We start from the raw sequence: 13,757 nt of genomic DNA on the forward strand, positions 1-13,757 counted from the left end.
ATGTTACATAAATTATCGGAATTGTAGGTGGTATGCTATGAAAACAATAAATCCAGATCGTATTTTTATGATCCTAATATACGCATTTTTGATTGTTATGTCTTTTGTGATGTTGTATCCATTTTGGAATTCCATTGTCATTTCCTTTAATACAGGATCGGATACTTCGCTTGGGGGGATTACATTTTGGCCCCGTGAGTTTACATTAGAGAATTATAAGGTTGTCTTCCAAGACAAACGAATGATGAGTGGGTTTGTCATTTCCATTCTGCGAACCATCATAGGTACGGCAATTTCGATAACGTGTACTGCTATTTTTGCCTATGGCATGTCTAAGAAGCAATTAATTGGCCGTAAATACTTCATGATCATGTGTATTATTACGATGTATTTTAGTGGCGGCTTGATTCCAGCTTACTTAATCAACCGAGAGTTAGGTCTGATGGACAGTTTTTGGGTTATGGTAATTCCGAATATCATCAGTGTCTGGAATATGATCATATTCCGAACCTTCTTTGTTGAACTACCTGAAGGTCTTGAAGAATCAGCCAAAATAGATGGATGTGGCAATTGGAGAACTTTCTTTAGTATTGTCGTACCCATTTCCGGGCCTGTCTTTGCCACACTATCACTATTTGCAGCCGTATGGCATTGGAACGATTGGTTTACAGCTAGTATTTATATTACATCGGATCATTTGATGCCTATACAAACTTTACTGCAGCAAATTTTGAGTTCCAACATCATGTCGGAGCAGATGATGCAGACGAACGCAGCAGCTCAAGGGCATATGGCCAGCATGCAAAACGTGACAACCAAGTCGCTTACCATGTCGACAATGCTTGTTGCAACGATACCGATCCTACTCATTTATCCATTTTTGCAAAAGTATTTTACAAAAGGTGTAATGATCGGCTCAATTAAGGAATGAGATTCGTTAGCGAAGGTGTCAAAGCGAAAGCCAAGCTTTTACATACTATATTTTATACGGGGGAATGAATGTGAAGACTAGAAAAAAATCAATGTTTCTTTTCCTTGCTCTTATGTTAAGTATGAGTGTTATGCTCTCAGCTTGTGGTAAGGGGGGAGAGTCATCCAATCAGAAAGAAGCTGCGGGCCAAGGGGATGTCGGGGATTTTGTTCTAGGGGAGACGCCGTTGAAGTTTTCCTTCTATGGTAACTATGATTGGTACACGATGAATCCATGGGGTCAAGATCCTGCAACGAAATGGATTCAAGAGAATAAAAAAGTGACGGTAGAGGCGATTCAATCGGGTGGGACGGCTCTGCAGAAATTTAACACCATGATTGCGTCGGGCCAATTACCGGATGTAATTTGGGGAGACCGTGGGACAGATGTAGAGAAGCTTAGAAAGGCGGGCAAGCTTGTACCACTGGATGCTTATTTGGATAAATACCCTAATTTGAAAAAGTGGGCTGGAGAGAAGACGCTGAATATGCTGCGTTCTGAGGATGGCAAGCTGTACCAGTTCCCGAACTGGTATACCAAAAGACCGATGGGTAACGGTGGATATGCTATAAATAATAAGATATATAAGGAATTAGGAGCACCGAGACTAGAAACCTTTGACGATTTATATAGCTATTTAAAGCTAGTAAAGGAAAAGCATCCTGATATCATTCCATTTGAAGTGGGTATCTCAGGTCAAGGCATTGATTTTCTTTATGCAGGTATGTCAGAAGATCGTACTGTGGGACATTTGGTGAATCGTGCAGTTCCTGATGGCAATGAATTGAAATCTTTGTTTAGCGATCCAATCTATCGCGAGTCCATGGTATTTGCTAACAAACTGTTTAGAGAGAAATTAATTACCCAAGATGCAATTACCCAGACGCGGGATCAGGTGAAAGAGAAAATTAATAATGGTAAGGTTGCTATATATGGTGATTTCACGACTACCGTTCTAGGAACAGAAGCTAATAGCCTCTTGAAAGCTAAAGATCCGGAAGATGGTTACACAATGATCTGGCCACTTCATAAAGAGGGAGTTGATCCGAATAAGGTCTGGGTTAATGAGTTTGATACCCTGGGTTGGAATGTCAGTGTGATTACAACTGCGGCGAAAAATCCAGAAGGCATATTCGCTTATTTAGATTGGCTGACAGGAGAAGAGGGCGAACGGATTATTTTCTGGGGACCTGAAGGCACCTATTGGCAGGGAACAAGCGATACTGGTGCACCTTTGTATACGGAACACTATAAAAATGATGTTGAAGAGCGAACTAAATTGATGGCGATATGGGATACATTCCAATGGGCAGGGAATACGACGTTTATCGATGAATCTAAATCAGTGAATGAAATGAACCTTCCAGAAGATAAGCGGGATTGGGCTACTGTGTCACAGACAAGTGTTGCTTGGAAGACATCATTTGATGCGACGGAATTTGGTAATATTAATCCACTTCCAGATTCAGAAGAAGGGATTATTATGCAGCGAATTGCTGACATTGCTGATCAGGTTCGGGCCAAGGCCTTATTTGCCAAGGATGAGCAAGAAGTCATTTCATTGCTGGATAAGGCAGAGCAGGACGCACAAAATGCTGGGTATGAGAAGCTTCTAAAGTTTCAGACGAAAAAATGGCAAGAGAATTTGAAAAAAATAAGTGGATCATAATAAATAGATAGAACAAAAGAATGCAGGTAACCCTGCATTCTTTTGTTTATTCCATAGGGAAATGGTAGGTCACGATGTCGTTGGGATCTTACCTGCCATGATCAAAGTATCTATACCCTTATACTGAAAAAGAGCATTTCATTCAGGAGTTGAATTACTCCAATATCCGATTTTCTACATCCTTCATGTTGTTTTGTTGATCTGTTTCTCGATTTTGCCCGGTGAACTCCTGTCCTTGCTCTGTAGGAGCATCCCCGCTGACACTTCGCGCAAAATTGGTAAACAGCGCTTTTTTAGCATCAATTTCATGTTTCTTGTGTAAAAGTTCCTGTGGGTCATTGGTAAGTTTGCCCGAATGATCTGTAGCCATAAATATCCCTCCTTGGCAAAGTGATATGGGTATTATACCCCGTTGGTAACTTTTCCAAACGAAGAAGAGAGGATGGTTCGCTTGCCCACTATCTACTTCTTAGCCGCAGCATATCGCTTATTAACTTCATCCCAATTGACGACGTTCCAGAAGGCTGCGATGTAGTCAGGCCGTTTGTTCTGATATTTCAAGTAATAAGCATGTTCCCATACATCGAGACCGAGGATCGGGGTCTGGCCATCAGAGAGTGGGTTATCCTGGTTAGCTGTGCTCGTTACGGCGAGCTTACCATCTTTATTGACTACGAGCCAGGCCCAGCCACTTCCGAAACGGGTTGTTGCAGCTTTGGCAAAGTCTTCTTTAAATTTTTCAAATCCACCAAGTTCGCTGTCGATTGCTGCCTTAATCGGGCCATTTGGGGCACCTCCACCACCTGGTCCGATGATACTCCAGAATAGAGTATGGTTGGCGTGTCCACCACCATTGTTCCGCACTGCCGTGCGGATGTTCTCAGGCACATCACTCAGATGGATGAGTAGTTCTTCTACGCTTTTACTTTGAAGTTCGGGTGCATTCTCTAGAGCCGCGTTAAGATTAGTAACGTAAGTATTGTGGTGCCGATCATGATGGATGATCATCGTTTGCTCGTCGATATAAGGCTCAAGTGCGTTTGCTGGATAAGGCAAAGAGGGTAATTGATGTGACACGGTAGATGCCTCCTGATTATGATAGTAGATTTGTTGAATTCTCGTTGGTAGGATGTCCAAAGTAAATATTAAATATAGACAACTTGAATAAATGAAGAGTGATTTTAGATTAATCATTAGGTGGTACCTCCGATGACAATGAGTTTTGTTAAGGCAGTGTTAACGCTCCTATTTTTTGACATTTACCAACAATTTATGCACTTACATTTCCAGCACTTGAAAATTTTTTGAATAAATCTAATGTAAACGCTTAATATAAAGCGCTTACAGAAGAAAAATGATGTATTCTGGAGATTATTATGGTTTAATGGACAAAGAAGAAGTTATTTCTCGTTTTTTGTCTAGATTCAACTATTCGGTTGATGTAAAAACTGTGTTTTACATTTTACATCAATCTATCTTGCGTTGGAAAAGGGAGATCAGAGCATGCGTATCCGTTCCTTTCAGTTGAGTGATGTTAATCAAGTGATGGAGCTTTTGCAGGTTGCCTTATCGGAAGATTGTTACGAAGACACTAAGCGGGCGTTTGCCAGACAACTGTCTTGGGATTCAGAGTTAATCATGATCGCGGAAGTGGATGATGAAATCGTTGGAGCTTTAATCGGTACCATCGATAAGAAGGATCTGGGTTGTATTTACCGGATTGCCATTCACCCTGATTACCGACGCCGTGGGGCTGGCAAGAGTCTAGTTGCTGCTATGGAACAACGGTTCCAACAGCGTAATGTTCACCGTATTATGATTGCGGGGGACGAGCACAACAAAGCGGTTATGCCGTTGTATGAAGCGATGGGATATGGAGCAAATAAGTTTCTAGAGGCGTTTCAGAAGCTTAACATAGCTGCTGTCCATTCGTTGTCGGGATCTTAATCGGGCCAATACCGGGATTTGTATATTGGAAATGACTAAGCATATCTTACGTCCATTGCAATTGGACGGTGGATATGCTTTTCTATTATTAGTATATTAAAATTTTTAAATAGCTAATTGAGCTATATACGAGGTGCAGAATGGAACCTGTTATTCCTGACGAAAAGGCCATTAAGCCGCCCCATAAGATTTGGATTTTGGAATTATGGGATATGTGTAAAATGGCTGTGATAGCTATCGCGATCATGTTGCTGTTAAATATATTTGTGTTTAATTTGTCCTTGGTAAAAGGGCAGTCAATGGAACCTACCTTGGAGAATAGTGAGCGGTTATTTGTAGATAAACTGGTGTATCATTTCGCCTCACCAAAGAGTGGTGATGTTGTAGTACTTAAAGACCCTAGTACGGGGCCTGATCGAAAAACGTTTCTGGTTAAACGAGTTATAGCAAAGCCTGGGGATACGGTAGAGGTTCGCGAACATGAGTTGTTTGTTAATGGTCAACCTAAGAGTGAGCCTTATACAGATGTCATAATTGAGGATAGCGACTTTAAGCCGCTGACCCTTGGGAAGGACGAGTATTTCGTCATGGGTGATAATCGTCATGCTGGACGGAGTAAAGACAGCCGTTATTTCGGAAGTGTGAAGAAAAGTCAGATTGTGGGACGGGCTGAGTTTGTGTTTTGGCCTATCTCTAAAATACGTAGTCTGTAGTAAAAGCTGAAATGACGACATCAAGAAGAGAACGGAGGGGTGATGAGGTGGACAACGGCTTGAATATCCGTAAAAATTCGGAAACGAAATGGGCTGAATTGAAGCGAGAAATTCAGGAGGCTGCCCCGTCGCTAGGGATCGATGATATAGGATTTGCCTCTGCGGATCCCTTCCATTCATTGAAGGCGGTGTTATTAGACCGCCGTGAGAAGGGGTATGAATCTGGATTCGAAGAACCTGATATTGATAAGCGGATTTATCCAGAGTTATCTTTTGAGGGACAACCAGAATCGCTTATTTCTATTGCGGTAGCCTATCCTTCCAAGATGGACAACCCCCCTAAGTCAGAACCGGGTCAACGTCGGGGAATTTTGGCGAGATCAGCATGGGGGCGTGATTATCATCTGGTGCTTCGTGAAGCGATGCTGAAACTGGAGGCGTTTATTACTGAACGTGTTCCCGATGCAAGGATTGAAAATATGGTTGATACAGGCGCTTTAGTGGATCGTGCGGTAGCTGATCGTGCTGGAATTGGCTTTAAAGGTAAGAACTGCTTAATTATTTCTCCAAAATGGGGGACATGGGTTTACCTTGGTGAGTTAATCACGAATATTCCATTTCCACCGGATACTCCGGTAACTGAAGATTGTGGAGAATGCACGAAGTGTCTAGATGCCTGTCCAACGGGAGCGTTGGTGGGACCCGGTGTATTGAATGCTCAGCGGTGTATTTCTTTTCAGACGCAAACTAAAGGCTTCGTAGAAGAAGAATTTATGATAAAAATGGGAAATCGATTATATGGTTGTGATACATGCCAAGTAGTTTGTCCCAAGAATAAAGGGAAATACTGGAACCATCGTCCTGAGCTTCAGCCAGACCCAGAAACGGTTAAACCACTACTCTTACCGATTTTGGACCTAAGTAATCGTCAGTTTAAGGAACGCTTCGGAAGTAGTGCTGCAGCTTGGAGAGGCAAGAACCCCATTCAACGAAATGCGATCATTGCTTTAGGAAACTTTAAAGATCCCGCATCTGTGCCGAAATTAATAGATATACTGCAAAAAGATTCAAGACCTGTGATGCGAGGAACAGCGGCTTGGGCATTAAGCCGAATCGGGGGAGCAGAAGCGCTAGAGGCTATTGTCAAGGCCATTGCTACCGAGAGTGACGAAGATGTACTGAAACGTTTGCATACGGCAGAGAGCAAGCTTAAGGCAGCAGTAACTCCCGATGTTTGATGATATACTACAATGTATGGGTTGCGCTCAGCATAGGTTGAGATTTGGCAGTAGGCACAAAGGGGAGCTTTGACATCTGGGGGGATCGAGTGTATGAGATTCATGAGCGTTGAGGACATTGAACAAGGACAGTATTTGGGGAAAACAGTATATTCCTCTAATGGTACGGTCTTATTATCTTCGGGAGTACAGCTTACGGTGTATATGATCAACACCTTGAAGCGAATCGGTGTGACGATGCTGTATATCAAGGACACAGACTTCGAGGATATTGAGATCGAAGAAGTATTAAGTGAATCAACAAAGGGACAAGTACTTCAGGAAATGAACCAATTACAGGAGGCTGTTCGATCGGGGAAGGAATGGAGCACCAAGAAAGTTTTTGGAAGCGTTGATGCCTTATTGAATGATTTGATGAATCATAAGGAAGTGCTTCTACAGCTAACAGAGATAAGAACAACGGACAATGCGCAATATGTTCATGCAATCAATGTTTGTTTGCTGTCATCGATGATCGGACTGAATATGGGGCTGAATTTCTCCCAATTAAAAGACTTGGCGGTTGGTGCACTACTGCATGATATAGGTAAGTCAGTCCCACTGCCTGAAGACGCTAATGAAGATGATATGAAAAATCATCATACCTGGCGGGGATTCGAAATTTTGAAGCATAAGCGGGAATTTAATCTATTGATCGCACATACAGCACTTCAACATCATGAATGTCTAAATGGGAGCGGACTACCACGAGGACTTACCAAAGATGAAATTCATTTATTCCCTAAGATTGTAGCAGTCGCTAATCTTTATGATAATCTCATTGGCGGGGGAGGAGAAACAGGACGTGGAATGCTACCACATGAGGCGTGCGAACATTTGATGGCTTCCTCGGAACAAGAGCTTGATCATGAGGTACTCGTGGAGTTCACAAGAATCGTTTCTGTTTATCCTAATGGTACAGGTGTAAGGCTGTCGACCAAAGAGAACGGTGTCGTCGTTCGCCAGCATCGTGGACTCCCTGGACGTCCTGTAATCCGTATTATTCGTGGTACAGGTGAAGAATTGGATGTAAAAGAAGTAGATTTAGCTATTGAGACAACGGTATTTATTGAGGCTGTTTTGGCTTAATATTATAGTGTTTGCGGATGGAAGCTTATTTGATCCTCAGATTAGGTTTGCTAGGTGCCAGCGGGAATGCTATTATATTTTCTAGTGTACAAGCTATAAGTATACAGGTGGTTATATTAATACAGGGGTGGCTGAGTGATGGATTATGTAATTCCTATTATTACTCTAATTGTTGGTTTGGTTGGTGGTTTTTTCATCGGTGTCTTCTATTTACGTAAACAGTTAACGAAGATGCAAAGTGATCCACAAATGCTTCAGAAGATGGCTAAACAAATGGGTTACAATTTGAATGGCAAACAGATGCAGCGTGCACAACAAATGATGAAGAATCAACCTTCAACAGCTCCAGGAGCATCAGGAGCACGTCGTAAGAAAAAATAGTATTTTTATTGCTCAATAAAAGGCATATCTTGTGGAAAGGAGGAGGCGCTTGATGGCAGGACTCAAAGATTACATTAACAACCATGTTGGTGAGAATAGGGAGCAGATCGAACATCACGTTCGCGAAATTCTGAAGTTGATTGGCGAAGATGTCGAACGGGAAGGTTTGCTTGAAACCCCGGCCCGGGTTACCCGGATGTATGAAGAAATATTCGGTGGTTATGAGGTTGATCCCCGTGAGGTACTTGGGGTCACCTTCGAAGAGAATCATCAAGAGCTCGTTATTGTAAAAGACATTGTCTACTATAGCCAATGCGAGCACCATATGGCGCCTTTCTTCGGCAAAGCGCATATCGGATATATACCGAGTGGAAGAATTGCTGGACTCAGCAAACTAGCTAGATTGGTCGAAGTAGTCACCCGCCGTTTGCAGGTGCAAGAGCGTATCACTTCACAACTTGCTGATATCATGGAAGAAGTATTGGATCCTGCAGGTGTTATGGTCGTCGTGGAAGGTGAACATTTATGCATGTGTGCCCGGGGCGTTAAGAAGCCAGGGAGTAAGACGATCACTTCAGCAGTACGCGGAAGTTTCCGTAAAGATGCCGCTTCGCGAGCGGAATTTATGTCGTTAATCAAAGAGTAATCAGATTAAATAAAGAGGCTGACGAGAGGAATATCAATATTCTATCGTCAACCTCTTTTTATTTATAGTGTCTCTGTGTCAGAACGGTTCCCATATTAATTTCTTGGCTTCGTCGTAACGTTTTGCTACCTCAGGCCAATAAACGACGTTCCACCAGTCAGTAATATATTTTGGTCGTTCATTCTGATGTTTCAGGTAATAAGCGTGTTCCCATACATCCAAAGGAAGTAGGGGGACAATGTCCCACTGAGAGAGGTTTTGATGTTTCTCCGCCGTCAGTATTTCTAAGCGATGACTGCGTGGACTCCAAACGAGAACAGCCCATCCCCCGCCTTCAACCTTTTCAGCAGCTTTCGAGAACTGATCATGGAAAGCTTCATAGCTACCAAAATCCCGTTTGATTTGTTCTAGTAACTCACCTTCCGGCTTACCGCCTCCCTTAGGACTCATCGTATCCCAAAAGATCGTATGCAGATAATGTCCTGCTCCGTTAAATGCTAGTTCACGCTCCCAATGTTTCACGAGATCGAAATTACCCGATTTACGAGCTTCCTGAAGCTTTTTCTCGGCTTTGTTTAAATCATCAACATAGACTTTGTGGTGTTTGTCATGGTGAATACGCATCGTTTTTTCGTCAATATAAGGTTCCAGTGCATTGTAGGGATAAGGAAGTGGGGGAAGGGTGTGTCCGCCAATGGGTACGGGCCGATTAGGATCAGGGTCAGGATCAGTTTCTTCTGAGTTTGTATCTTTGCGTACTTCAACTGCTTCAACAATGTCCAATTCGACATTTTGATCAATCTGAGGATGTTCATTCAAGGCAAGATTATGAGGGTCGAGAATCGGAGGAACACCGGTCACGTTGCGACCAAGTTCTCCTGGACGATTGAGCGTTTCGAGTACGCAAATGAAATACTCTGATTCGCGGATAATATGCAACAGTACTGTATTAGCCAGTGGAACACTTCTAACAGCGGCACTTTGCTCCATCATGCAATACAGTTGTCTTATGAATTCATGAGATTGCCGACAAGATGTTTTAATAAGCTGTTCAGTCTGTTGGATTAACCATGGATTACAAGCCGCTTGTTCTCCAGACAATCCATATTGCAATAAGGTATGAGCGGCATGCTCTGTAGCTGCAAATACTTTCTCCCAATCATCTAGAAGTTTTACGTAACACATCTCAAGATTAGGAACAATTGCTTTAATGACCTCGGTATGCTCTTTTTCTTGTCCTTTCCAGAAACGGATCTCTTCTAAAATGCGGACAGGTAAATAAGGCCCGTAAACAAATAGCATCGGGTAACCTCCTAATTTAATAAGCTCTTAAATACTTATTCGAAAGAAGGTTTGGCCTATGCTACTGCTAATTGTTAATTGAGCCCTAGATTATTGTTATTCTGCTCAGATAAACCGATGTTACTTAGGAAGTTAGATACTTTACGCAAATACTCTTTCGGATGTTCTCGGAATATCATTTCGTGATGGGATCCATCCACAATCCATACCCCAGAATTGGAGTTAGTCTGATTGGCAGCCAGTTGCTCTGCGATTGGATAAGGTGCTTTCTCATCTTCGGTTCCATGTATAAATAGTGTCGGGAAAGGATAATCCTTGGATTTGACTTCTGGATATGGAATTTGGCGCAGGCTGGTGCCATTCAGTGCTGGTAGCAGCATTCCGATGATTTCCAGTGAAGGGTGACGTGGTAGATCAATATGTTGACGAATGTTGTGATACATCGTATCTGGCTCTAGCAAGAAGGTGCTATCGAGAATCATCCCATCGATATCCTGACTGGTTAAAGCGGCTTGTAGTGCCGTTCCGGCGCCCATAGAGAAGCCCCAAACGACGAGTTCCTCTGCTCCAAGTTGTTTAGATAGTTTGATGGCACCGAGGAGTTGTTCGGCTTCTTTTTTACCACCTGTAGCTACTTCTTTACTGTTCTGAGCGGCGAATCCGTAGTCGAACATGAGTACGTTAAAGTTCAAACGATGTGCGAAGTGAGCCAAATCATACATAGGTACCCAGGTTTCTTCACGATTTGCACCGTATCCATGACTGAATATGATCGTCTTCTTTGATTCCTCCGCCGGAATATACCAGCCCTGCATGAGTCTACTACCGTCTGCCGCGGGGAACGTAACATCTACATATTCTAAATTCTTGGATAGCATTGGATTCGAGTATAGCGGAGCTACAGTAGGATTAGAGAGCACCCAGGCAATGTAGCCGTGTAAGGAAACAAAGCAAAATATGAAAAAGAACAGGACGGATAGTAGGAATGCGACAATGATATGTTTGATGCTAAAATGCCGCGTTGTAAGTCCGGTATCATTTAAATCGGAATGTAGGGGGAGACGGGTCTGGGTTGTCTGATTCATGTTCTCTCCTCCAATTCAAAATTTATATTATATTTTAATTATATGAGTAGAGTACTTAAAAATTTAGTCTGGTTATGTCGAATAAAAGAAAATTTAGTATAAAACTATCGTAAAACTAGCATCTAACAAAGTCAATGAATAAGGTTGGTTTAGTACCTAATTGACGGAATGGAGCGTTTTCCATATAATTTATGTAACCATGTTTCATCCAGTGAAACTCTAGGGGGAGAATTGCCAAATGGAAGACCGGAAATTAACGGTTCGCGCTGTTGAGCGGGCGCTTGATATATTGATGTGTTTTACCAAGGGGAGCGACCTTGGGCTGACAGAAATTGCAGGGAGAATTGGGTTACACAAAAGTACGGTGCATAGGCTTCTGACTACACTTGAGGAGAAAGGTTTTGTTATTCGTGACGCGTCGACGGAGAAATATTCTCTTGGATTGAAGGTATGGGAATTGTCGGCGCATTTATCACAAAATGATGATCCCGCTATACTGTTGCTTCCACAGATGGAGCGGCTACGGGACCGCTTAGGTGAGACGGTTAGTTTATACTTACGAGATGGTATTGATCGGTTAAGAATTGGGGCCGTACAGAGTAATCAGGCCATCCGACGGGTCGCTGTTGTTGGTGCGAGATTACCGTTATATGTGGGAGCCTCAAGTAAGGTACTTGTTGCTTATGCCGATGAAGCAGTGTTGAAAGCAGTACTGGACGACCCTGAATGGCCACCCTCAATCGACCGTGAGGTATATGTGTCCCAACTGCAGGAAATACGTAAACTAGGTTATGCGACAAGCTATGAGGAACGGGAGCCTGGAGCGGCAGCTGTCTCCGCACCGATCTTTGATCGAAGAGGAAACATCGCAGCGGCTCTATCTCTATCAGGTCCTGTAAGTCGGCTGTCACCACAGACGCTGATAGAATTTAGTCCAGTGCTGATCGAAGCGGCGCGGGAGATGGGTATGATGATACATTCCTAACATGAAGCTTTAAAATAGTTAAGGGGGTATCCTTAGTAGATAAATCTACTAGGGATACCCCCTAATGCAATATTAGAGTGAGGAATGATGTTATTTTATCTTTTGAATCCAAGCGGCGATGTCGTCAATAATAGATTTAGAAACATTGGAGGGTGCGTTATATTCTGCGGCAACGGAGATACCATCGTATTCTGCCAGTAGGTGATTTACTTTTGGATACGATTTAAATTCGACGTCTTTCCGGTCCTTAAGCGCCGTTTTCCAGCCTTCGTATTGTCTCATTGTTACTTGGACGTCGTTCTCTCCCTGTAAGACTAGCATATGGCCGGTTTGTTTCTTGGCTAGGTCAGATGGTTTATAACCTCTTTGTTCAAACCACCAATAGGCAGGTTGTGACGGGAAATTGGCTGGTAAGTTATCCAATGAATATTGCGGATCATTTAACATGTCTGCCATGGATTTAAGTAGCGTGGCATTTTGAATCATAGGCGTCGTATCTTGACCCAACTCTTTGAGGCGAGAAATAAACTCTGCTTGCTGATCTTCCATGGTATTAATGAATGTGTCACTAGGTCCGGCTAAGAGAATGCTGCCGGCTATATCACCATTCTTGTCAGCATCTAATATTAGAGGCATAGCAAGGCCACCCTGACTATGTCCAGCTACAAAGATGCGTGAAGCATCAATGTTGGCAGTTTCTTTGAGCAATTTCACAGCCAAAATGGCATCATCTACCGTTTCATTCTTCAATGTGAATTTGGGATTTGATGCTACAGCAAAGGTGTGCTCATAGGTTACTTTATCATAACGCAGTACGGCAATACCTTGAGATGCGAGTCCCGCCGCAATGTCGCGAAATGGCTTGGCTCCGCCGATGGCTTCATCGCGGTTATTCGTTCCTGATCCATGAACTAACACAACCGCCGGGAAAGGACCTTTGCCAACAGGCATAGTGAGTGTTCCAGGCAATGCGAGGGCCCCCTCACCTACGACTATCTCCTGTTCTGTATATGAAGCGGCGTTATCATAGGATGGTTTTTGATAAAGTGAAGCTGAGGCTACACCAAGGTACAGGTCGTCAATTTGGCCCGAAGGATTTAACCGTAACGTTAGGTCAAACGGGATGGTGCTTTTGAAAGTATAGGTAACATTTCGATGAATAGCGTTGCTGCTCTCGCTCTTAGCAACCTGTTCTGTAGCCTTACCGAACTGGGCCTCACAGCTTCTCCATAATTGATCCAGTAAAGCTGAAGGGATAGCGGCAGACATGGTTGGACTAACATACTCTGCAGCTTTGGCTCCATCACCTGATTTTAATAGTTCAAGAAAAAGGTCTGCTGTATCGGTGCTTACTTTAACTGATAATGCATTAGCAATAACGTCTTCTTCAATTAGAACATGACCTTGGACGAGCCGTACTGGCTTACTCAGGTTAATGGACTGCCCGTCAATTAATGCTTTGCTGTCGCCGACTTGAAGCACGAGAACATGATTATCCTTCGTGATGGTAACACTTTGTTTGCTTTGATCCCAAGTAACATTGGCTCCAAGCTTGGCGGCCACTTCCCGAACAGGCGCTATTGCAGTTCCACTTTGCGCTGGGTCAGCGAAGGCTGAAATAGCAGGTAAGGTAAGTGAAAGTGCCATTGCAGTAGTTGCGACTAAATGTAATTTTTTATTCTTTGACATAATT

General features: G+C 43.1%; 13 protein-coding genes and 1 pseudogene. 9 read left to right on the plus strand and 5 right to left on the minus strand.

Annotated elements, in window-relative coordinates:
* Nucleotides 1-37 precede the first annotated feature (37 nt).
* Nucleotides 38-931: a carbohydrate ABC transporter permease gene (locus IEW05_RS23380; RefSeq protein WP_188542277.1), complete on the plus strand. Its 894-nt coding sequence runs from the start codon at nucleotides 38-40 to the stop codon at nucleotides 929-931.
* A gap of 70 nt (nucleotides 932-1,001) precedes the next feature.
* Nucleotides 1,002-2,639 carry an extracellular solute-binding protein gene (locus IEW05_RS23385; protein WP_188542278.1) on the plus strand — a complete coding sequence of 546 codons (1,638 nt, stop codon included), beginning with the start codon at nucleotides 1,002-1,004 and terminating at the stop codon, nucleotides 2,637-2,639.
* Nucleotides 2,640-2,793: 154 nt separating this feature from the next.
* On the opposite strand, the gene IEW05_RS23390 is transcribed toward IEW05_RS23385, so the two are convergent.
* The gene (locus IEW05_RS23390; protein ID WP_188542279.1) at nucleotides 2,794-3,009 is read right to left on the minus strand and encodes a hypothetical protein; all 216 of its coding nucleotides are present in this window, start codon (nucleotides 3,007-3,009) and stop codon (nucleotides 2,794-2,796) included.
* 92 nt (nucleotides 3,010-3,101) lie between these two features.
* Entirely contained in the window at nucleotides 3,102-3,716 is a 615-nt protein-coding gene (locus IEW05_RS23395) for a superoxide dismutase (protein WP_229753698.1), read from the minus strand.
* 426 nt (nucleotides 3,717-4,142) lie between these two features.
* Between IEW05_RS23395 and IEW05_RS23400 the strand changes: the two genes are divergently transcribed.
* From IEW05_RS23400 to folE, 6 genes and pseudogenes are all read left to right on the plus strand, one after another.
* A complete protein-coding gene (locus tag IEW05_RS23400) occupies nucleotides 4,143-4,586 on the plus strand; it encodes a GNAT family N-acetyltransferase (RefSeq protein ID WP_188542281.1) in 444 nt (147 codons plus the stop codon).
* 140 nt (nucleotides 4,587-4,726) lie between these two features.
* Nucleotides 4,727-5,299, plus strand: a complete 573-nt coding sequence (gene lepB / locus IEW05_RS23405) for a signal peptidase I (RefSeq protein WP_188542282.1) — start codon at nucleotides 4,727-4,729, stop codon at nucleotides 5,297-5,299.
* Nucleotides 5,300-5,310: 11 nt separating this feature from the next.
* Nucleotides 5,311-6,513 (plus strand): annotated as a pseudogene (gene queG / locus IEW05_RS23410) (tRNA epoxyqueuosine(34) reductase QueG); the annotation flags it as partial.
* A 117-nt stretch (nucleotides 6,514-6,630) separates the two neighbouring features.
* On the plus strand, nucleotides 6,631-7,665 hold the full coding sequence (locus IEW05_RS23415; RefSeq protein ID WP_188542284.1) for an HD-GYP domain-containing protein: 1,035 nt from the start codon (nucleotides 6,631-6,633) through the stop codon (nucleotides 7,663-7,665).
* Between the two features lie 138 nt (nucleotides 7,666-7,803).
* Entirely contained in the window at nucleotides 7,804-8,046 is a 243-nt protein-coding gene (locus IEW05_RS23420; protein ID WP_188542285.1) for a YneF family protein, read from the plus strand.
* 52 nt (nucleotides 8,047-8,098) lie between these two features.
* On the plus strand, nucleotides 8,099-8,692 hold the full coding sequence (folE, locus tag IEW05_RS23425) for a GTP cyclohydrolase I FolE (RefSeq protein ID WP_188542286.1): 594 nt from the start codon (nucleotides 8,099-8,101) through the stop codon (nucleotides 8,690-8,692).
* A 78-nt stretch (nucleotides 8,693-8,770) separates the two neighbouring features.
* On the opposite strand, the gene IEW05_RS23430 is transcribed toward folE, so the two are convergent.
* Both IEW05_RS23430 and IEW05_RS23435 read right to left on the minus strand, forming a co-directional pair.
* The gene (locus IEW05_RS23430) at nucleotides 8,771-9,994 is read right to left on the minus strand and encodes a Fe-Mn family superoxide dismutase (protein WP_188542287.1); all 1,224 of its coding nucleotides are present in this window, start codon (nucleotides 9,992-9,994) and stop codon (nucleotides 8,771-8,773) included.
* 74 nt (nucleotides 9,995-10,068) lie between these two features.
* Nucleotides 10,069-11,079, minus strand: coding sequence for an alpha/beta hydrolase (locus IEW05_RS23435; RefSeq protein WP_188542288.1), 1,011 nt, complete (start codon nucleotides 11,077-11,079; stop codon nucleotides 10,069-10,071).
* A gap of 238 nt (nucleotides 11,080-11,317) precedes the next feature.
* Between IEW05_RS23435 and IEW05_RS23440 the strand changes: the two genes are divergently transcribed.
* Nucleotides 11,318-12,064, plus strand: coding sequence for an IclR family transcriptional regulator (locus tag IEW05_RS23440; protein WP_188542289.1), 747 nt, complete (start codon nucleotides 11,318-11,320; stop codon nucleotides 12,062-12,064).
* Between the two features lie 90 nt (nucleotides 12,065-12,154).
* Here IEW05_RS23440 and IEW05_RS23445 read toward each other — a convergent pair whose 3' ends face one another.
* Nucleotides 12,155-13,753: an alpha/beta fold hydrolase gene (locus tag IEW05_RS23445; RefSeq protein WP_188542290.1), complete on the minus strand. Its 1,599-nt coding sequence runs from the start codon at nucleotides 13,751-13,753 to the stop codon at nucleotides 12,155-12,157.
* Nucleotides 13,754-13,757: the final 4 nt, after the last annotated feature.

The organism is Paenibacillus segetis, from assembly GCF_014639155.1.
GTDB classification, from domain to species: Bacteria; Bacillota; Bacilli; order Paenibacillales; family Paenibacillaceae; genus Fontibacillus; species Fontibacillus segetis.

Bases quoted from the DNA above. Each gene is read 5' to 3' on its own strand.
- IEW05_RS23380 (WP_188542277.1), top strand. From the start codon at position 38: ATGAAAACAATAAATCCAGATCGTATTTTTATGATCCTAATATACGCA.
- IEW05_RS23390 (WP_188542279.1), bottom strand. From the start codon at position 3,009: ATGGCTACAGATCATTCGGGCAAACTTACCAATGACCCACAGGAACTT.
- IEW05_RS23400 (WP_188542281.1), top strand. From the start codon at position 4,143: ATGCGTATCCGTTCCTTTCAGTTGAGTGATGTTAATCAAGTGATGGAG.
- lepB (WP_188542282.1), top strand. From the start codon at position 4,727: ATGGAACCTGTTATTCCTGACGAAAAGGCCATTAAGCCGCCCCATAAG.
- IEW05_RS23415 (WP_188542284.1), top strand. From the start codon at position 6,631: ATGAGATTCATGAGCGTTGAGGACATTGAACAAGGACAGTATTTGGGG.
- IEW05_RS23420 (WP_188542285.1), top strand. From the start codon at position 7,804: ATGGATTATGTAATTCCTATTATTACTCTAATTGTTGGTTTGGTTGGT.
- folE (WP_188542286.1), top strand. From the start codon at position 8,099: ATGGCAGGACTCAAAGATTACATTAACAACCATGTTGGTGAGAATAGG.
- IEW05_RS23430 (WP_188542287.1), bottom strand. From the start codon at position 9,994: ATGCTATTTGTTTACGGGCCTTATTTACCTGTCCGCATTTTAGAAGAG.
- IEW05_RS23435 (WP_188542288.1), bottom strand. From the start codon at position 11,079: ATGAATCAGACAACCCAGACCCGTCTCCCCCTACATTCCGATTTAAAT.
- IEW05_RS23440 (WP_188542289.1), top strand. From the start codon at position 11,318: ATGGAAGACCGGAAATTAACGGTTCGCGCTGTTGAGCGGGCGCTTGAT.
- IEW05_RS23445 (WP_188542290.1), bottom strand. From the start codon at position 13,753: ATGTCAAAGAATAAAAAATTACATTTAGTCGCAACTACTGCAATGGCA.